This is a genomic window from Ruegeria sp. BHSC043 (assembly GCF_059612985.1).
Window position 1 is genome coordinate 52,881 of the sequence record NZ_JBXWRS010000009.1, and the last position, 17,265, is coordinate 70,145.

The following is a 17,265-nucleotide window of genomic DNA, read 5'->3' on the forward strand; positions in this document are numbered from 1 at the left end:
ACCCAAGGACCTTGTTTTCACCCACGGTTCTTCTGGCGCTGGCGCTGATGACCGTGATCGTGATGATGATTCTGCCAATGCCGTCCTGGGTGCTCGACATCGGGCTGGCGGCCTCGTTCGCACTGGCGATTTTGATCTTCACCCTGACCCTGTTCATCGAGCGCCCGCTGGATTTTTCGTCCTTCCCGACGATCCTGCTGGCCTCGCTGATGCTGCGGCTGTCGCTGAACGTGTCCTCGACCAAGCTGATCATCGGGCAGGGCCACACCGGCCCCAACGCCGCCGGCGACGTGATCGAAGGCTTTGCCCAATTCGTGATGAGTGGCAGCATCTTCCTGGGTCTCGTCGTGTTCGGTGTGCTGCTGATCGTGAATTTCATGGTCATCACCAAGGGCGCCGCGCGCATGGCCGAGGTCGGTGCAAGGTTTGCGCTGGACGGGATGCCGGGCAAGCAGCTGGCCATCGACGCCGACATGTCGGCCGGTGCGATCGACCACCAGCAAGCCAAGGAACGGCGCGAGCTTGAACAGCAGGAAACCACGTTTTTCGGCTCGCTGGACGGGGCGTCGAAATTCGTCAAGGGAGATGCGGTCGCCGGGCTGCTGATCACTCTTCTGAACCTCGTGATGGGGCTGATCATGGGGGTGATCGTGCATGGCATGCCGGTTGCATCGGCGTTCGAAACCTATGCCATCCTGACCGTGGGCGACGGGTTGGTGTCGCAGATTCCAGCCGTGATCATCTCGATCGCATCGGCCCTGTTGCTGGCGCGCGGCGGCACGCAGGGCGCGACCGACAACGCGTTGTTCTCGCAACTGGGCCGGCATCCGGCGGCGCTGGGCACGGTGGCGGTGCTGATGGCTCTGTTCGCGCTGGTGCCGGGCCTGCCCTTCCTGCCCTTCATTCTGGGCGGGGCGGTCCTGGGTTATGCCGCCTATCACGTTCACAAGAAACAGAAGGCCGAGGCCTTGGCCGCGCGATCGCCGGCTCCCGAAGCCCAGGCGCCGTCCGCGCAGGCGATCGGCGATGTTCTGGACCTGGACGATGTGCATTTGGAGTTCGCGCCCGATCTGGTCAGCATGGTTCTGAACCCCGGAACCGGTCTGGATGCGCGGATCGCCAACATGCGGACCTATGTCGCCTCGAGCTTCGGCTTGATCCTGCCCGAGATCCGCCTGACCGACCGTGCCGATCTGCCGATGGGCACCTATGTGATCAAGGTGCAGGGGGTCGAACAGGCCCGCGGCGTGCTGCACCCCGACCTGATCCTGGCGCTTGTGCAGGAAGGCGCTGATCTTCTGCCCGACGGCAATGATGTGACCGAACCGGTCTATGGTGCCCCGGCCCGGTGGATCCTGCCCAAGGACCAAGAGGCCGCCGCCCTGAGCGGTGCCACCATCGTAACCCCACCCGAGATCCTGGCCACACATCTTCTGGAGATCATCAAACAGAATTTCTCGCGCCTGCTGACGCTCAAATCCTTACGCCGCCTGCTGTCCGAGATGACCCGCCTCAGTGATCCCGCACGGGCTGAGGCCAACCGCAAACTGCTGGACGAACTGATCCCCGACAAGGTTCCGATCGACACGCTGCATGCGGTGCTGCGGTTGCTGCTGGACGAGCGGGTCTCGATCCGCAACATGGCGCTGATACTCGAAAGCGTGGCCGAGGCGCGGATGACCACGACCCAGCCCGAAGCCATCTGCGAAATTGTGCGCCAGCGGCTGGGCTTCCAACTGGTGGCCGAATTAAAGCGCACAGACGGCTCGATACCGCTGATCCAACTGGCACCGGAATGGGAAGAGACCTTCGCGACCTACCAGATCGACGCGCCTGGCGCCGGATTGGATGTGGCGCTGCCGCCCAACCTGTTCAACAAACTTGCGGACGGAGCCGTGCAGGCCTTGGCCAGAACTGCGGATCAGGGGTTGTATCCGGCCCTGGTCACATCCACCCGCCGCCGCAGATTGTTGCGTACGATCCTGCAGGCGCGCGGTGTGTCGAACCCGGTTCTGTCGTTCGAGGAAATCGGGCTCGAGGCGCGGCCAGCATTGGTCGGGACGGTGCCGGCATGATCGCCCTGCCTCCGGCGCTGCTCGACCAGTTGGGAGCCGGGCTTTGGCTGGCTTTCGTCGTGTTTCTGCGCGTTTCGGCCTTTGTGTCTCTGCTGCCCGCCTTCGGCGAGCGCAGCATTCCCACCCGAGTCAAACTGGGCGCGGCCATCGCCTTCACCCTGCTGATCGCTCCAATGGTACCGGGGCCGGAAGTTTCTGCGGGCCTGCTGCCACTGGTGAATGCAATCCTATCGGAGACTCTGATCGGGCTGGTCCTGGGTTTTGGCCTGCGGTTGTTCGTGCTGGCGCTGCAAACCGCCGGTTCGATCGCGGCCCAGGCAACCTCGCTTTCCCAGATCCTGGGGGGCGCTGCGGCCGAGCCGGTGCCCGCCATGGGGTATCTGATGACACTGGCGGGGCTGGCATTGGCGACGGTGATGGGCCTCCACATCCGCGCGGCGCAATTCCTGATCTACAGCTACGCGCTGTTTCCGATCGGCAGCGCACCCGCAGCATCAGATCTGTCGCAATGGGGCGTGGCCCAGATTTCCCGCAGCTTTTCCCTGGCCGTCGGGCTGGCAGCCCCATTCGTCATCGCCTCGCTGATCTACAACCTGGCCCTGGGTGTCATCAACCGGGCCATGCCCCAGTTGATGGTTGCCTTCGTGGGAGCGCCCGCGATTACCTTCGCCGGCCTGTTTCTTCTGTTTGCCGGAACGCCCATCATCCTGTCCACCTGGAGCGACGCCATGCTCGCGTTTCTCAACGACCCGGTCGGAGCCAGCCCATGAGCAGCCAGGACGACGACACCGATAAGTCGTTCGAAGCCACACCGCAGAAGCTTCGGAAGGCACGCGAAAAAGGCGAGGTGGTCAAGTCCAATGACCTGTCCGCCGTGGCGGCCTATGCCGGGCTGACGATCGCACTGATCGTTGTCGGCCACTACTCTGCAGAGCACTTGGGCTCGGCCTTCGTAGTTTTGATCGGCCAGTCTTTCGCCCTCGGCCCGCTGCTGGTCACCGGATCGTTCAGCGGGCCGGTGGGAGGATTGATGGCGGTCGTTGCAAGCTCGGCCGGTGCGCTGCTGGCCGTGCCCGCCATCGTGGTACTTCTGAGTCTTCTGGCGCAAAGGGCGCTGGTCTTTGCCCCCAGCAAACTGAAGCCGAAACTGTCACGCGTTTCCATCCCGTCAAACGCAAAAAACAAGTTCGGCCGCGGAGGTTTGTTCGAGTTTGCCAAAAGCTTTGCAAAGCTGGTCATCTACAGCGTCTGCCTGGCATTATTTCTGCACGCAAACCTGTCCCAGATCCTGTCGGCCGCAGCGGCGCCGCCCAAGGCGTCGATCATTTTTCTGATGAACCTGCTGCTGCGCTTTCTCTTCATCGTGGTTGCCGTGACGCTCGCGATCGGCGCCATCGATTATCTTTGGCAATACGGCGAACACATGCGAAAGAACCGGATGTCGCGAAAGGAATTGCAGGACGAAACCAAAGAGTCCGAAGGCGACCCCCACCTGAAGCAGCATCGCAGACAGCGCGCACAGGAAATCGCGACCACGCAAATGATGGCGGACGTACCAAAGGCCGACGTGGTCATCGTCAACCCTACGCATTATGCCGTTGCACTGAAATGGTCGCGCGCGCCCGGAACGGCGCCCGCCTGCGTGGCCAAGGGGGTCGATGAAGTTGCGGCGACGATCCGAAAAACCGCGATCGAGGCCGGCGTTCCCATCCATTCCGACCCGCCGACGGCGCGCGCGCTGCATGCGACGGTCGAAATCGGTCAGGAAATCCCTGAAAACTACTATCGCCCCGTCGCCGCGGCCATCCGCTTTGCCGAAGCCATGCGCAAACGCGCCAGGAAAGGTATCTGATGAAGGCAGACAAGCTCTCGGACCTTGTTGCGGTGACCGCTGCCGCCTTTGAAAAGGAACATCAAAAGCTGCGCCCGATCCCCGAACAGGAGGCCCGTGTTCGAAACCGGATCTCGCAACTGGACGCACAGCTGGCACAGGTCCGTTCGACGGCCGCCGACGCGACGGGCTACAGAATGGCCGGCGCCGACGTCATTTGGTACGGCTGGGAGGCATCAACACGCAGGCAACTGAACGCCGAGCTGGCTCGGATCCGGTCGCAGAAGCTTGCGATGATGGACGGGTTGCGTCAGGCCTTCGGGCGGAAACAAGCATTGGAAAATCTCGTGGAACGGCAAGCGACCGCGCTGCGGCGCGCACACCTGCGAAAAACCGATTGAGGCGACACCGCCACGACTGGAGAGGAGCCGTCAGGTATCCTGACGGCTCATGCTGACGATCAATACGCGGTTGACTTCATCCCCAAGGTCTTTCCTGGCGGCCTCCAAAAGAGATCGGCGCAAGGTTTCCATGTTGTCCGAATGGGTGAACGCCCCGTCAAACCCCCCCATGTTCGCATGGTCGAACAACACCTGAAGGAACGCGTCACGTAACTTCGGTTCGAGCTTGTAGAACGTATCTTCGTTGCCGGGCTGGGCTTCGAGGCTGAGCGACACAGTGACCAGGGCGGAAATCCTGTCATCCTCCACCAACGGCACAACGAACTGCTTCGTCAGCTTGAGGTACTCATAGCTCGCTTCCTCGCCTTTCTTCCCATGCGCACTGTCATCATGAGAACCCGCCGGCGCAGTTTGGGTCTGTGGTATTTCCTCTTCGGCTTGGGGGGGGGCCTTCTTTGCGCTCTCTCCATTTCCCTGGTCTTCAGCCGACTTGTTCGACGCAAGGAAAAGGCCGGCTGCGGCGCCCGCGCCCAGCCCCACGACCAAAAACATGATGGGCAACAGTTTTTTCATCTCGCGTCACTTTCAAAACGGCAACAGGGCGTCCAGAACCTGCTGCCCGTACCTGGGCTGCTGGACATCGGTGATCTGGCCGCGGCCACCGTAGGATACGCGGGCCGAGGCGATCTTGTCGTAGGTGATCTCGTTCTGGCGCGAGATATCCTGCGGTCGCACATAGCCCGAAACCAGAAGTTCCCGCAGTTCGAAGTTCACCCGCAACTCCTGTGACCCGGAGATCGACAGAACGCCGTTGGGCAGCACATCCACGACGGTTGCAGCCACGCGCAGCGTCAGCTTTTCCTTTCGCTTGACCGATCCCTTCCCCTTGCTTGAGGATGCCGAGTCGATGGAAACGGCCTCATCCAGAGATGCGCCCTCGGGCAAGTGACCGGCCGCCCGCTGCGGCAGGCCGAACAGGCCCGGTATCTTCAGCTCGTCCGACCCGCTGCGCGAGCGGCTAGTGTCATTCGAAATTTCTGCTTTTTCGTCCAATTCGATCACAACCGTGAGGATATCGCCCTTTTTCATCGCACGTTGGTCACCCAGCAATGATTGCTGACCACCGCTCCATAGCGACGCACGATCGACCGCGCGCTGCGGTTGCGTGTGCAGAGGCAGGCCGGGCCACAGCATGGCGACATGTTCAGGCGATTCCGTGTTGGGCGACAGGCTTGGCGGCTTGCCCAGATGGTCCAGACGCCCGCAGGCGGCCAATGCCAGGATGGCAAGAAGCAGTGTTGAGACTTTCATGATCAGTTCACCTCGATTTGGCCATCCGGCTGGATTTCGCCCGACACCGTCGTGCGGGATGACAGGTTCATGACCCTGATCCGCTCGCCGGCGGCCCCCCGACCCAAAGCTCGGCCCTCCGCGGCAATGGTCAGGCCGTTCCGGGAAAACTTCAGCGTCACCAGGTCATTTCGGTCCACGATTGCCGGCGGGCCAACGTCAGATGGGCGAATCGGACGACCCGGATAGAGCGCTGTTCTTGCCTCTTTCCCGACCAACTGTTCCAAGGACCGGGCCGCACCGGCCACATCGCCCGGCTTGGTCTGCAGATCCGTTTCCGCGATGATTTCCTTGGGCCGGATCGTTCGGGTCGGCACGACGATATCGGCGAACGCGGAAAGCGGGCTGAGCAAACACAGGGAAAGAATCACCACCTTCATCAGCGCACCTGCGTCGTCGCGCCCATCATCTGATCGACGGCCGAGATCACCTTGGCGTTCATTTCGTATCCACGCTGTGCTTCGATCAGTTCGGTCACTTCGCGCACCGCATCCACCGAACTGTCTTCCAGATAGCCCTGCCGAAGCGTACCCAGACCATCTTCGCCCGGTGTTCCCACGATCGGCGCACCCGAGGCTTCGGTTTCCTTGAACAGGTTGCTGCCGATCGCTTCGAGCCCTTTGGCATTCGAAAAACTCGCCAGCGTGAACTCGCCCAATAACTGCCCTTCGGCGGTGTCGTCGAAATAGGCATAGACCTCGCCGGCGGCGTTGATCGAGATTGACCGGGCATCGTCCGGAATGGTGATTTCCGGTGCGACGGCGAACCCGTCCGACGTGACGATCAACCCTTCGGCCGAACGCTTGAGGCTGCCATCGCGGGTGTAGGCCGATTGCCCGTTGGGCAGCGTCACTTCCAGATATCCACGCCCTTCGATAGCGATGTCCAAATCGCTGCCCGTCGCCGAGAGCGCACCCTGGGCCAGTTGCACGGTGACCGCCGCCGGACGAACCCCCAAACCCAATTGGATTCCCGTCGGCAAAACAGTTCCGTCCGAGGCGTTGACCGTTCCGGCCCGCGCCATCTGTTGATAGTGCAGATCCGCGAACTCGGCGCGCCGCGCGTTGTAGCCGGTGGTGTTCATGTTCGCCAGGTTGTTCGAGATCGTCTCAACCCGCATCTGCTGGGCCGACATTCCGGTCGCGGCAATCTTGAGAGCTTGCATTTCACATTCTCCTGCTGCTTGAGATCAGCGCATCAAGGTTTTAAGTGCGCCGCGGACTCGGTCGTCCTCGGCCTCGAGAAAACTCTGGCCCAGTTCGTAGGCACGCTGAATCTCGATGAGCTTGGTGACCTGGTCGATCGCATTGACATTCGACCCTTCGAGAAACCGGTTCAGCACCACTGGTTCCTCCACCGGCTCGACTTCGCCTTCAGGCCGAAACAGTGTACTGGCTTCGCGCACCAGCCGCGTCCCGTCCGTGGGGCGGTAGACCCCGATCTGGCCCAACAGCTGCCCATCGATGCTGAGCGTTCCATCGCCCCCGACATCGATCGTCGCTGCGTCGGGCGGAATGAAGACAGGCGCCCCGTTGCTGTCCAGAACCCGATATCCGTCGGGGGTGACCAGATCTCCGTTGGCGTCGGGCGCAAAGCTGCCCGCGCGGGTCAGACGGTTGCCGGACGGAGTCTCGATCAGGAAGAAACCGTCACCCTCGATGGCAAAGTCGAACTGACCGCCAGTTTCCGTCAGAATCCCCTGCTGGAACGAAGTGTTGCGCACCTGCGCGCGACTCATGGACAGCGACGGGCCGCCCGACATATCCCGAACGAACTCGGAGAACACCAGCCCTTGCTGGCGATAGCCGGTGGTATTGGCGTTGGCGACGTTGTTCGCCACGATGCGCATTTCGCTCATCAACCCCGACTGCCGGGACAAAGTAACATAGGCGGTATCCATCAGCGGCCTCCTGCAATCAGCGGAACCAGTGTCGAGGTGAAGAAGGTGACCAGCGTCTGGGTCATGAACCCCATCGAAATCCAGAAGACGATCACGATGGCCACCAGCTTCGGAACGAAGGTCAGTGTCATTTCCTGGATCGAGGTCAGCGCCTGGAACAGGCCAACCGCCAGGCCGGTGACCAGCGCCACCGTCAGGATCGGAACCGAGGTGATCACCGCGATCCACAAGGCCTGGCGCACGATGTCATAGAACAAACCTTCGCTCAGCATGGCTCAGACCGGCATCCGAAGAATTTCCTGGTAGGCCTCGACCACCTTGTTGCGCACGACGACCGCCGTTTCCACGGCAAGTTCGGTCTGGGCCAAAGCCTGCACCAGCGCATGTGGATCCGCCTGGCCGACCATCGCGTCCTTCGCCACGCTTTCGCTGTGTTTCAGCGTCGCGGCAAAATCCTGGAAGGTGGCCCGCAACCCTTGTGCGGCGCCGGACCGCTCCGGGTCGGCCTGTGTGGCCGGACGGGCGTGAGCATAGTTCTGTGCGGCGTTGATCGTTCGGATATCCATTCTGGTCGTCCCTTATTTTCTCAGCAATTCCATCAGGCTGGATGACATCTGTCGCGCTTGGTCGAACATCTTCAGGTTGGCCTCGTAACTGCGCTGCGCTTCGCGCGCGTCAGCGATCTCGATCATCAGATCCACGTTCGACCCCTGATAGTGGCCGCTTGCATCCGCCAGCGGATGGCTGGGGTCATAGATCTGCGACAGCGCTTTCTGGTCCAGCTGGACGCGCCCGGTTCGGACCAGATCGACACCTTCGTCGTTCACCGCCTCGAACGAGACGGTCTTGCGACGATAGCCCGGCGTGTCCGCGTTCGAGATGTTCTCGGACACATGCCGCAGCCGCGCCGACTGGGCCCGCAATGCGCTGGCCGTCACTTTGAGGGAATCCGAAAAATCACTCATGTCCCGCTCCTCATGCTTTGCCCAGGCTGGTGCGCAGGATGCCGATCGACGATTTGTAGATGGCCAGAGCCCGGTCATGCTGGCGCTTGACCTCGACGGCCTTCAGCATCTCCTCCTCAAGCGAGACGCCGTTGCCGTTGGGGTCGACGGCCCCCGCGCGGACCTGTTCGGCCCACAGCCTGCCATCCATACCCACGCCGTTCAGGTGGCCAGGCCGTGTGGCGACCATCGCCGGCGTGGATGACGTGTTTTCGAATGCTTTGGAAAACGGCTCGATATCGCGGGCCCGATAGCCGGGCGTATCCGCGTTGGCCATGTTGCGCGAGACCACGGCCTGCCGCTGACCGGCATGGGTTGCCATGGCGTACGCAACTTTAAAGACGTTCAGGTCCGAGAACATCGGGGCTTCTCCCTCGATCAATTTCAATCAAGGCTTAACCCCGATTCCTTTAGAAACCGTTTTCAGAAACCAGTTGGAGCCAACACCATGTCAGACCTCGATCCGTCGATCCTGAAGCCCCTGTTCGACCGGCTTTCACCGGCGCGGCGCATGGGTCTCGTCAACGGTGTCACCCGCGGAGTGATCGAAATCGAGGGTCTGGAGAACGCGGCCCGAATCGGTGACCACCTCACCTTGCAGCGGCAATCCGGTCCGGATCTGGCGGGTGAAGTGCTGCGGGTCGAAAGCGGCGTCGTTCACATGCTCCCCGCCGGCGCGCCCGATGGCGTCCGCCTGGGCGATCGCGTGTTTCTCGAGCCGACCCCGGTCTTTGCCCCCGGTATGCACTGGCTGGGCCGGGTCGTGGACCCGTTCGGGCAGCCGCTGGACGGCAAACCGCTGCTGCCGGGCACGACCCCACGCGACATCATGGCCGCGCCCCCGCCGGCGGTCGATCGCAAGCCGCTGGGTGAACGCATGGCAACCGGGCTGGCCGTTCTGAACACGGTTCTGCCCATCGTACGCGGGCAGCGCATCGGCTTGTTCGCGGGATCCGGTGTCGGCAAATCGACTTTGCTTGCCACCATGGCCAGATCGATGCAGGCCGACGCGGTGGTCGTGGCCCTGGTCGGCGAGCGGGGTCGCGAGGTCAACGCGTTCGTCGAGGAGGCCCTTGGGGCGGACGGGCTGAAGAGATCGGTCGTCGTGGCCGCGACATCGGACCAGTCGGCCCTGGCCCGGCGCCGCTGCGCCTGGTCGGCCATGACCGTTGCCGAATATCTGCGCGATCAGGGGTTGAACGTTCTGTTTCTGGCGGATTCCGTCACCCGTTTTGCCGAAGCCCACCGCGAGATCGCCGCCGCCATGGGCGAGGCGCCATCGTTGCGCGGTTTCCCGCCCTCGACCACACCACTGATCGCTGGCCTGTGCGAACGGGCCGGCCCCGGCACCGCGAAACAGGGGGACATCACCGCCGTTTTCAGCGTGCTGGTGGCCGGGTCAGACATGGACGAGCCGGTGGCCGACATCCTGCGCGGGGTTCTGGACGGACACATCGTCCTGAGCCGCGAAATCGCGGAACGTGGACGTTTCCCGGCCATAGATCTCAGCCGCTCGGTGTCGCGGTCACTGCCGAACGCCGCCACGGACGAGGAGAACCGGATGATCGCCGAGACCCGCAGCCTGGTGGGCAGCTATGAACAGTCCGAGGTTATGATCAAGGCCGGGCTGTACACGCCGGGCACCGATCCCCTGCTGGATCAGGCGGTGCGCGCCCATGACGAGCTGGATGGATTCTTCGCCAAGCCGGACCCCGACGGGATCCAGAACAGCTTTGACCGCCTGGCCGTCATCCTGCGCCGCGCCAAGGCCGGAACTGCGCTCCAGCACTGAGACCGTTTCTTAGAATTTTAATTGTTAAGAGGACCTTAAGCCCTTTCCGATAGTTCTGAACACCGGGTGAAAAAGGGTGGTGGAGATGGGTGCGCAAACGAATGCGCCGCCGATCATCATCAAGAAGAAGCGCGCATCAGGTGGCGATGGCCACCATGGCGGTGCCTGGAAAGTCGCATATGCCGACTTTGTCACGGCGATGATGGCCTTCTTCATGTTGATGTGGCTGCTGAACGCAACGACCGAAAAACAACGCAAGGGACTGGCGGACTATTTCTCACCGACGATTCCGGTGCACCCGGTGTCGGGCGGTGGCGACGGCGCCTTCGGGGGCGAGAACATGTTTTCGGAGAAGACCATGGTGATGGATGGCTCCGGCGCAACGAACAAGAATCCGACCGAAGCGAAACGAGCCCGCGGATCGACCGGGGTCGATTCCCTTGGCGACGGGCGCGGCGCCTTCGAGGATTTTTCGACGCTCGAAGCGCAGTTGTTGGGCCGGGCCGGTGAGAGCCTGGTCTCGAAGAAGGCTCTCAAACACATCGTGACGCGGGTCACCGATCAAGGCCTGGTTGTCGAACTTTTCGCGACCGAGTCCGAACCACTGTTCGAACCGGGTACCGACACGCCGACGCAGATGATGCGCGCGTTGATCCTGCTGGTCGCGCGGTCCTCGGATCTTGTGACCAATGCGATTGCGGTGGACGGCCATGTCCGATCTGCTCCGGTGGTTCTGGCCCAGGATCCTGCGTGGGATCTTTCCACGTCCCGCGCGCAGGCGGTCCGCAAATTGCTGCAGGACGATGGTGTCGATGCCCGCAGGCTGGACCGCGTGACCGGCCATGCCGACCGGGAACTGGCCGTCGAAAACCCGATGGCCCCGCGAAACGACCGGATCGAGATCGTGTTCCTGCGCGACCCATGACCGGAAATGATGCGTGGCATTTTACCTGTTAGCGCGCTGTTAAGGCCCGGCGCGTTAGCTGTTGCGGAAAGATTAGACGCAACAAAAGGGCGTGCCGATGACAATTTCTTCTTCGCTGAATGCCGGCGTGGCCGCATTGAAGGCCAATGCCAACCGGCTTGCGACCATTTCGGACAACATCGCCAACTCCTCGACCTACGGATACAAGCGGGTTGAAACGGATTTTCATTCCATGGTCACGTCCGGACAGGGCGGCAGCTATTCCGCCGGCGGCGTGCGCACGACCAGCCAGCGCCTGATCGACCAGCGCGGGTCGCTCGTGACCACCAACAATTCCACCGATCTGGCCGTGCGGGGCCGCGGCATGCTGCCAGTTCGGTCCAGCTCTCAGATCGGCACATCGTCAAACGAGATGCTGCTGACCACGACCGGATCGTTCCGGACCAATGCCGAAGGTTACCTTGTTACCGAATCGGGGCTGGTACTGCTGGGCTGGCGGGCCAATCCCGACGGTTCGATCCCCAACGTCTCGCGCGACACGCCCGCCGCGCTGGAGCCGGTGCAACTGAGCGTCAATCAGCTGTCGGGCTCGCCAACGACCGAAATGAACCTGCGCATGAACCTGCCAGCAACGGCCACCGATGCTGGTGCGCCCGGCGATCCACAGCCCCTGTCGGTCGAATATTTCGACAACCTCGGCAAGCCCGAGACCGTGGATATCGAGCTTGTGCCGACCGTCCCGACCACTGGCTCCAGCAACCAATGGACGATGACCCTGCGGGATTCGGCTTCGGGCGGGGCGATCATCGGAGAATACGTTCTGACCTTCACCGACAGCCGCACCGCAGGCGGAACCCTGGCCAGCGTCACGGCGGTTTCGGGTGGGGCCTATGACCCCGCGACCGGAAGCTTCGTGGTCAACGTCGCGGGCGGGCCGATGGAGGTCAATGTCGGGCTGATCGGCGACCCTGACGGCATCACGCAATTGTCCGACACGTTCGCCCCGGTCTCGATCACGCGCGACGGTTCCGCCGTCGGCACGATGTCGAGCGTGCAGGTTGACGAAAATGGTTATGTCTATGCGCTGTACGATACAGGAGTGACGCGGCGGATGTACCAGATCCCGCTGGCGGATGTTCCAAACCCCAACGGCCTGACCGCGCTGGACAGCCAGACCTATGCCCCCTCGCGCGAAAGCGGCACCTATTTCCTTTGGAACGCGGGCGAGGGCCCGACCGGTGAACTGATTTCCTTTGCCCGTGAAGAATCGACAACCGATGTCGCCACCGAACTGACATCGATGATCCAGACGCAACGCGCCTATTCGTCCAGCGCCAAGGTGATCCAGACCGTGGACGAGATGCTTCAGGAAACCACGAACATCAAACGCTGAGCCTGACCTGAGCACCTGAAAGGAGCGGTCCCATGAGCATGTCAACGGCATTGAACAACGCCCTGGGCGGGCTGAGCGCGGCCAGCCGTGGCGCCGCCGTCGTATCCGGCAATATCGCCAACGCGCTGACCCCCGGCTATGCCAAGCGAACGCTGGAATTGGCCACAAGTCAATTCTCGGGAAACGGGGTGCAGGTTGTCGGTGTCACCCGGCACCACGACCCGGTTCTGGCCGCCAATCTTAGGGCAGCGGATGCCGATCTGGCACTGAATTCGGCCATCGCCGATTTTCACGCTGCTTTTGAAACGCTGGTCGGCAAACCCGGCGACGCGGCCTCGGTATCGGCGCGGCTGGTCGGCTTCGAAAACAGCCTGATCACTGCGGCCAGCAATCCCGGCTCGGCCGAGCGGTTGGATCAGGTCGCGCGCGCCGGCGACGATCTGGCCCGGGCTCTGAACGCTGCGTCAGAGGGGCTGCGGGACATGCGATCCGATGCAGACCGCAAGATCGGAAGCTATGTCGATACGCTGAACGCCACTCTGAAGGACATCGAAGACCTGAATGCCCGTATTCCGGCCGTTCAGAACGCCGGCGGCGACATCAATGGCCTTCTGGACCGACGGCAGGTTCTGATCGACCAGGTCAACGAGCTGATTCCCGTGAACGTGGTGGCACGGGACAACAACCGCGTGTCCTTGTACTCGGACGGTGGCCTGATCCTTCTGGAAGGGCGCGCAGCCGAGTTCACGTTCACGATGACGGGCGACACCAAACCGCACATGACGATCGGTAACGGGCTGTTGTCCGGCCTTGAGATGAACGGGCAACCGGTCCGCACCAGCGGCGAAACCGCGCAGATTCGGGGCGGCGCCCTGATGGCTCAGTTCCAGATCCGGGACGAGCTTTCGATCGAAGCGCAGGCCCAACTCGACGCCGTTGCTCAGGACTTGATTGAACGCTTCGAAACGCCAGGCCTGGACCCGACGGCCCTAGCAACCGATCCTGGCCTGTTTACTGACGACGGGGCCCGGTACTCCGCAACCGCGCCCGCAGGATTGGCCTCGCGCCTTGAATTGAACGCCGCGGTCGATCCAGATGCAGGGGGGAACAGTTGGAAGCTGCGAGCGGGTCTGGGTGCCGCCGCCCCGAACAATCCCGGCGACGCCACGCAACTGCAGGCCTTCAGCGCAGCGCTGAACCAGGCGCGCCCGGTCTCCATGCCGGATTTCGGCACCGGCAATCTGCGCGCGGCCGAACTGTCCGAGGCGCTACTGTCCAAGGCCGGCACGAATGCGCAAACGGCCCAGTCCCGTCAGACCTATGCGGCCAGCTTACACCAGCAGATGGAACAGTTGGTCGCGGAACAAGGCGTGGACAGCGACGCCGAGTTGCAGCGGATGATGCAGATCGAACAGGCCTATGCCGCCAACGCCCGGATCATCTCGGTCGTCGATGAACTGATGGAAATGCTGCTGAGGATGTGAACATGACATTGAATGCCATCGGCGATCTGGCGCGCGGCCTGACCCTAAGGACCCGCAGCACCGAGATCAAGTCGCAGATTGAAACGCTGTCTTATGAAATGTCTACCGGCCAAGTGGCGGATGTTTCCGGCCGGCTCGGCGGAGACTATTCTCACCTTCTGGATCTGGACCGGAAGATCGCGCAGCTGGGCGCTTTCTCGATTGCCACCTCCGAGGCCCGCCTGTTCTCGGACGCAATGCAGCAGAGCCTATCGACATTCAGCGATTCGCTGGGCGAAGTATCCGGGTCTCTTCTGGCGTTCGGCACGTCGAACCAAGCCGTGACGCATGCCCAGGCCGCGGATCAGGCGCGCAATGAGCTGGACAGCATGATCTCGGCGCTAAATACGCGGGCCGGGGGGCGCAGCCTGTTCGCCGGCACCGCCACGGACGCGACGCCGCTGGAATCAGCCGAAACCCTTCTGAGCGCGCTGCGCACGCAACTGGCCGGCTTGACAACTCTGGCCGACATTCGCCAGGCCGCCCAGACCTGGTTCAACGATCCAGTCGGCTTCGAAGCGGTCATGTACCGCGGGTCGAATGCGACATTGGCGCCGATGCAGGTCTCGGAAACCGAGAGGGTCGAATTGCCGTTTACGGCAAACGATCCAGCCATGCGCGATGCCTTGCGCGATGTTGCGGTGGCAGCGTTGGCCTCGGATCCCAGCCTGGGTTGGCCACCGACCCTGCAGACCGCCTTGTTCACTGAACTTGGGGTCGATCTGGCCAACGCAAAAGACGATACGACGACGATGCGTGCCCAGGTCGGCGCGGTCGAGGCCCGGATCGAACAAGCCGCGACGCGCAACTCGGCCGCCAAGACCAGTTTCGAGTACGCCAGAAACGAAATCGTGGCGGCGGACCCTTACGAAACTGCCGCCAAGTTGCAGACCGTCCAGTTCCAGCTCGAGAGCCTCTATTCGGTCACCGTCCGCAATTCAAACCTTTCACTGGTGAACTTCCTGAGATGAGAATCCTGGCTTTTGTTTTGATGCTGCTTCCTTCCGTTGCATTCTCGGGTGCCGTGCGCCTCAAGGATCTGGTCGATTTCGATGGAGTGCGCGGCAACGATCTGGTGGGGTACGGCCTGGTCGTCGGGCTGAACGGCACCGGTGACGGGTTGCGCAATTCCCCGTTCACCGAAGAGATCATGTCAAACATTCTCGAACGGTTGGGCGTCAACGTAAATGGCGAGGATTTTCGGCCAAAGAACGTGGCCGCGGTTCTGGTGACCGCGACACTGCCCCCGTTTTCGCGAGTCGGAAGCCAGATCGATGTCACGGTTTCGGCCATTGGCGATTCCAAAAGCCTTTTGGGCGGGACCCTTGTGATGACCCCGCTGAACGCCGCCGACGGACAGATCTACGCGGTGGCCCAGGGGACGGTGCTGGCCGGTGGGGCCGTGGCCGAGGGCGAGGCCGCATCCGTCACCCGGGGAGTGCCGACGTCGGGTGTGATACCCTCGGGTGCCCGGGTCGAACGCGAAATCGACTTCCAGCTCTCGGGCCTGACGCAACTGCGCCTTGCTCTTCGCGAGCCGGACTTCACGACCGCCGGCCGCATCGAGGCGGCGATCAACCGCGAGTTCAACCGCCCGGTCGCGATCATGCGCGATTCCGGCACCGTCGAGCTGAGCATCGCCGAAACACGGGCGGCATCGACTGCCCATGCGATCGGTCAGATCGAAAACATCCTGATCGAGCCCGAGTCCAAGGCCCGGGTTGTCGTGGACCAGCGTTCGGGAACCATCGTTATGGGGCAGGATGTCCGCATTTCACGTGTTGCCGTCTCGCAGGGCAACCTGACCTTGCGGGTCGAGGAGGCCCCGATTGTCGTTCAACCCAACCCCTTCGCCGAGGGTCAGACGGTCGTGGTTCCGCGCACCGTTGCCGGGCTTGAGGAAGAGGAAGGCACTAGCTTGGCCGAGATACCAGAGGCCACGACCCTGTCCGAGGTGGTCGCGGGCCTCAATGCACTGGGCGTTTCACCGCGCGACATGATCGACATTCTGAAAACGATCAAGGCCGCGGGCGCGCTCCATGCCGAATTCGTCGTCAGATGAACTCTGTCGGTTTTCCTGTCGCGCCGACACCGCTGGACTGATCGAACCCTATTTCGATTTCCGTCCCTCCCACCAGCGACGCAGGCCGGAACGCCGTTCCTCGATTGCGTCGCCCACGGCGTAAAGCCCATCCTCGGCTTGCTCAAGCAAAGGGTCTATCCGCGCTTCGCGGAACCGCCGCCAGCGTACCCAGATTGCCCAAACGAGGCCAAAGAAGACTGTCAGGAAGACAATGTTGAACCAGGGGATGATCCGCACGTCGGGGCCTTCGACATCTTTGATCGAGATGGCATTCGGAAAGATCGTAAGAAACTCGTTCCGCCATCCGTAGTGGGTCACGACGACCCATTCCGGATCGTCCTTTGAAGAAATCGCATCATTGGCTTCGGTATACAGGTTCGCGGTATCGAACTTGAAATAGGGCGGCCACCCCCACCCGGTGTCCTCATTTCGGTAGACGATCGGCCTGCCGTTCGCCCGCACGGCCTGAATGAACTGGACATCCCTGCTCGAGAGGTTGGTAGATTGATCCTCTGGCTCGGACCAGAACATGCGTGTCCAATCGTTCAGATCCTGCCGCTCTTCATAGGTGTTCACGATGCGCACGATGTCATGCTGCGGCAGGGCATAGTGAAGAATGGCGCCGACAGTGGCCCAAAAAACCACGATGATTGCCCATTTGGCATAGACCATTCCCAAGACCTCACAAGTAGTTCACGACATAGATTACGGCAGCGATGGCGACCCAGGGTACAATATAGACGCCGAGGATCAATTTGCGGCGGAAAGACCTGTCATAGGCCCTCAGTCCACGTTCGACGAAAGCCTCCTTGCCGCCCGTCTTTCCCTTTTCGTCCCACCTTTCCTCAAGCTTGCGTCGACGGGCCCGTCGCGCATATAGCGACAGCACCGTATAAGCAATCGTCTGTACCACGAGTAGACCGACAAACAGGCGCAAAGCTCCGATCATTTCACCCTTTCCCGCCCGCAAACCGTGCCGACACCAGGC

The 17,265-nt window shown here is 62.1% G+C and carries 21 protein-coding genes; 10 read left to right on the plus strand and 11 right to left on the minus strand.

The window, feature by feature from the left end:
• Positions 1-47 precede the first annotated feature (47 nt).
• From flhA to AC2FMM_RS13660, 4 genes are read left to right on the plus strand one after another with little or no spacing between them, the layout of a single operon-like run.
• Positions 48-2,075 carry a flagellar biosynthesis protein FlhA gene (gene flhA / locus AC2FMM_RS13645; protein WP_496796886.1) on the plus strand — a complete coding sequence of 676 codons (2,028 nt, stop codon included), beginning with the start codon at positions 48-50 and terminating at the stop codon, positions 2,073-2,075.
• Positions 2,072-2,845 carry a flagellar biosynthetic protein FliR gene (locus tag AC2FMM_RS13650; RefSeq protein WP_496796849.1) on the plus strand — a complete coding sequence of 258 codons (774 nt, stop codon included), beginning with the start codon at positions 2,072-2,074 and terminating at the stop codon, positions 2,843-2,845. Before flhA ends, AC2FMM_RS13650 begins: the two co-directional genes overlap by 4 nt.
• On the plus strand, positions 2,842-3,927 hold the full coding sequence (gene flhB / locus AC2FMM_RS13655; RefSeq protein WP_496796850.1) for a flagellar type III secretion system protein FlhB: 1,086 nt from the start codon (positions 2,842-2,844) through the stop codon (positions 3,925-3,927). The genes AC2FMM_RS13650 and flhB overlap by 4 nt, the downstream gene beginning before the upstream one ends.
• Positions 3,928-3,959: 32 nt before the next feature.
• A complete protein-coding gene (locus AC2FMM_RS13660; protein WP_496796851.1) occupies positions 3,960-4,307 on the plus strand; it encodes a hypothetical protein in 348 nt (115 codons plus the stop codon).
• 30 nt (positions 4,308-4,337) lie between these two features.
• Here the strand turns inward: AC2FMM_RS13660 and AC2FMM_RS13665 are convergent, their stop codons facing one another.
• From AC2FMM_RS13665 to AC2FMM_RS13705, 9 genes are read right to left on the minus strand one after another with little or no spacing between them, the layout of a single operon-like run.
• Complete coding sequence (locus tag AC2FMM_RS13665; protein ID WP_496796852.1) at positions 4,338-4,880, minus strand: flagellar basal body-associated FliL family protein; 543 nt, start codon at positions 4,878-4,880, stop codon at positions 4,338-4,340.
• 12 nt (positions 4,881-4,892) lie between these two features.
• A complete protein-coding gene (gene flgH, locus AC2FMM_RS13670) occupies positions 4,893-5,618 on the minus strand; it encodes a flagellar basal body L-ring protein FlgH (protein WP_496680493.1) in 726 nt (241 codons plus the stop codon).
• A 2-nt stretch (positions 5,619-5,620) separates the two neighbouring features.
• The gene (flgA, locus tag AC2FMM_RS13675) at positions 5,621-6,037 is read right to left on the minus strand and encodes a flagellar basal body P-ring formation chaperone FlgA (RefSeq protein WP_496741403.1); all 417 of its coding nucleotides are present in this window, start codon (positions 6,035-6,037) and stop codon (positions 5,621-5,623) included.
• A complete protein-coding gene (gene flgG, locus AC2FMM_RS13680) occupies positions 6,037-6,822 on the minus strand; it encodes a flagellar basal-body rod protein FlgG (RefSeq protein WP_496687499.1) in 786 nt (261 codons plus the stop codon). The genes flgA and flgG overlap by 1 nt, the downstream gene beginning before the upstream one ends.
• Positions 6,823-6,846: 24 nt before the next feature.
• On the minus strand, positions 6,847-7,557 hold the full coding sequence (locus AC2FMM_RS13685; RefSeq protein WP_496796853.1) for a flagellar hook-basal body complex protein: 711 nt from the start codon (positions 7,555-7,557) through the stop codon (positions 6,847-6,849).
• The gene (locus AC2FMM_RS13690; protein WP_149775970.1) at positions 7,557-7,829 is read right to left on the minus strand and encodes a flagellar biosynthetic protein FliQ; all 273 of its coding nucleotides are present in this window, start codon (positions 7,827-7,829) and stop codon (positions 7,557-7,559) included. The genes AC2FMM_RS13685 and AC2FMM_RS13690 overlap by 1 nt, the downstream gene beginning before the upstream one ends.
• Positions 7,830-7,832: 3 nt before the next feature.
• Positions 7,833-8,123: a flagellar hook-basal body complex protein FliE gene (gene fliE, locus AC2FMM_RS13695; RefSeq protein ID WP_149775969.1), complete on the minus strand. Its 291-nt coding sequence runs from the start codon at positions 8,121-8,123 to the stop codon at positions 7,833-7,835.
• Between the two features lie 12 nt (positions 8,124-8,135).
• Complete coding sequence (flgC, locus tag AC2FMM_RS13700; protein WP_496680499.1) at positions 8,136-8,522, minus strand: flagellar basal body rod protein FlgC; 387 nt, start codon at positions 8,520-8,522, stop codon at positions 8,136-8,138.
• Between the two features lie 10 nt (positions 8,523-8,532).
• Positions 8,533-8,922 carry a FlgB family protein gene (locus AC2FMM_RS13705; RefSeq protein WP_496680501.1) on the minus strand — a complete coding sequence of 130 codons (390 nt, stop codon included), beginning with the start codon at positions 8,920-8,922 and terminating at the stop codon, positions 8,533-8,535.
• 87 nt (positions 8,923-9,009) lie between these two features.
• Between AC2FMM_RS13705 and AC2FMM_RS13710 the strand changes: the two genes are divergently transcribed.
• The 6 genes from AC2FMM_RS13710 (at position 9,010) to AC2FMM_RS13735 (ending at position 16,256) form a co-directional block, all read left to right on the plus strand.
• The gene (locus AC2FMM_RS13710; RefSeq protein WP_496712732.1) at positions 9,010-10,353 is read left to right on the plus strand and encodes a FliI/YscN family ATPase; all 1,344 of its coding nucleotides are present in this window, start codon (positions 9,010-9,012) and stop codon (positions 10,351-10,353) included.
• Between the two features lie 85 nt (positions 10,354-10,438).
• Positions 10,439-11,278: a flagellar motor protein MotB gene (locus AC2FMM_RS13715; RefSeq protein WP_496796854.1), complete on the plus strand. Its 840-nt coding sequence runs from the start codon at positions 10,439-10,441 to the stop codon at positions 11,276-11,278.
• Positions 11,279-11,375: 97 nt separating this feature from the next.
• A complete protein-coding gene (locus AC2FMM_RS13720; RefSeq protein ID WP_496796855.1) occupies positions 11,376-12,671 on the plus strand; it encodes a flagellar hook protein FlgE in 1,296 nt (431 codons plus the stop codon).
• Between the two features lie 32 nt (positions 12,672-12,703).
• Positions 12,704-14,155, plus strand: a complete 1,452-nt coding sequence (flgK, locus tag AC2FMM_RS13725) for a flagellar hook-associated protein FlgK (protein WP_496796856.1) — start codon at positions 12,704-12,706, stop codon at positions 14,153-14,155.
• Between the two features lie 2 nt (positions 14,156-14,157).
• Positions 14,158-15,165, plus strand: a complete 1,008-nt coding sequence (locus AC2FMM_RS13730) for a flagellin (RefSeq protein WP_496796857.1) — start codon at positions 14,158-14,160, stop codon at positions 15,163-15,165.
• Positions 15,162-16,256 (plus strand): flagellar basal body P-ring protein FlgI, encoded by a 1,095-nt coding sequence (locus AC2FMM_RS13735; protein ID WP_496712727.1) that lies wholly within the window; start codon positions 15,162-15,164, stop codon positions 16,254-16,256. Before AC2FMM_RS13730 ends, AC2FMM_RS13735 begins: the two co-directional genes overlap by 4 nt.
• Before the next feature lie 48 nt (positions 16,257-16,304).
• On the opposite strand, the gene AC2FMM_RS13740 is transcribed toward AC2FMM_RS13735, so the two are convergent.
• Both AC2FMM_RS13740 and AC2FMM_RS13745 read right to left on the minus strand, forming a co-directional pair.
• On the minus strand, positions 16,305-16,949 hold the full coding sequence (locus AC2FMM_RS13740) for a DUF1523 family protein (protein ID WP_496712725.1): 645 nt from the start codon (positions 16,947-16,949) through the stop codon (positions 16,305-16,307).
• 10 nt (positions 16,950-16,959) lie between these two features.
• Positions 16,960-17,226, minus strand: coding sequence for a hypothetical protein (locus AC2FMM_RS13745; RefSeq protein WP_496680516.1), 267 nt, complete (start codon positions 17,224-17,226; stop codon positions 16,960-16,962).
• Between the last annotated feature and the right edge of the window lie 39 nt (positions 17,227-17,265).

Excerpts from the sequence above, each read along its gene's own strand:
- flhA (WP_496796886.1), top strand. The coding sequence starts at position 48 with ATGACCGTGATCGTGATGATGATTCTGCCAATGCCGTCCTGGGTGCTC.
- AC2FMM_RS13650 (WP_496796849.1), top strand. The coding sequence starts at position 2,072 with ATGATCGCCCTGCCTCCGGCGCTGCTCGACCAGTTGGGAGCCGGGCTT.
- flhB (WP_496796850.1), top strand. The coding sequence starts at position 2,842 with ATGAGCAGCCAGGACGACGACACCGATAAGTCGTTCGAAGCCACACCG.
- AC2FMM_RS13665 (WP_496796852.1), bottom strand. The coding sequence starts at position 4,880 with ATGAAAAAACTGTTGCCCATCATGTTTTTGGTCGTGGGGCTGGGCGCG.
- flgH (WP_496680493.1), bottom strand. The coding sequence starts at position 5,618 with ATGAAAGTCTCAACACTGCTTCTTGCCATCCTGGCATTGGCCGCCTGC.
- flgA (WP_496741403.1), bottom strand. The coding sequence starts at position 6,037 with ATGAAGGTGGTGATTCTTTCCCTGTGTTTGCTCAGCCCGCTTTCCGCG.
- flgG (WP_496687499.1), bottom strand. The coding sequence starts at position 6,822 with ATGCAAGCTCTCAAGATTGCCGCGACCGGAATGTCGGCCCAGCAGATG.
- AC2FMM_RS13685 (WP_496796853.1), bottom strand. The coding sequence starts at position 7,557 with ATGGATACCGCCTATGTTACTTTGTCCCGGCAGTCGGGGTTGATGAGC.
- AC2FMM_RS13690 (WP_149775970.1), bottom strand. The coding sequence starts at position 7,829 with ATGCTGAGCGAAGGTTTGTTCTATGACATCGTGCGCCAGGCCTTGTGG.
- fliE (WP_149775969.1), bottom strand. The coding sequence starts at position 8,123 with ATGGATATCCGAACGATCAACGCCGCACAGAACTATGCTCACGCCCGT.
- flgC (WP_496680499.1), bottom strand. The coding sequence starts at position 8,522 with ATGAGTGATTTTTCGGATTCCCTCAAAGTGACGGCCAGCGCATTGCGG.
- AC2FMM_RS13705 (WP_496680501.1), bottom strand. The coding sequence starts at position 8,922 with ATGTTCTCGGACCTGAACGTCTTTAAAGTTGCGTACGCCATGGCAACC.
- AC2FMM_RS13710 (WP_496712732.1), top strand. The coding sequence starts at position 9,010 with ATGTCAGACCTCGATCCGTCGATCCTGAAGCCCCTGTTCGACCGGCTT.
- AC2FMM_RS13715 (WP_496796854.1), top strand. The coding sequence starts at position 10,439 with ATGGGTGCGCAAACGAATGCGCCGCCGATCATCATCAAGAAGAAGCGC.
- AC2FMM_RS13720 (WP_496796855.1), top strand. The coding sequence starts at position 11,376 with ATGACAATTTCTTCTTCGCTGAATGCCGGCGTGGCCGCATTGAAGGCC.
- flgK (WP_496796856.1), top strand. The coding sequence starts at position 12,704 with ATGAGCATGTCAACGGCATTGAACAACGCCCTGGGCGGGCTGAGCGCG.
- AC2FMM_RS13730 (WP_496796857.1), top strand. The coding sequence starts at position 14,158 with ATGACATTGAATGCCATCGGCGATCTGGCGCGCGGCCTGACCCTAAGG.
- AC2FMM_RS13735 (WP_496712727.1), top strand. The coding sequence starts at position 15,162 with ATGAGAATCCTGGCTTTTGTTTTGATGCTGCTTCCTTCCGTTGCATTC.
- AC2FMM_RS13740 (WP_496712725.1), bottom strand. The coding sequence starts at position 16,949 with ATGGTCTATGCCAAATGGGCAATCATCGTGGTTTTTTGGGCCACTGTC.
- AC2FMM_RS13745 (WP_496680516.1), bottom strand. The coding sequence starts at position 17,226 with ATGATCGGAGCTTTGCGCCTGTTTGTCGGTCTACTCGTGGTACAGACG.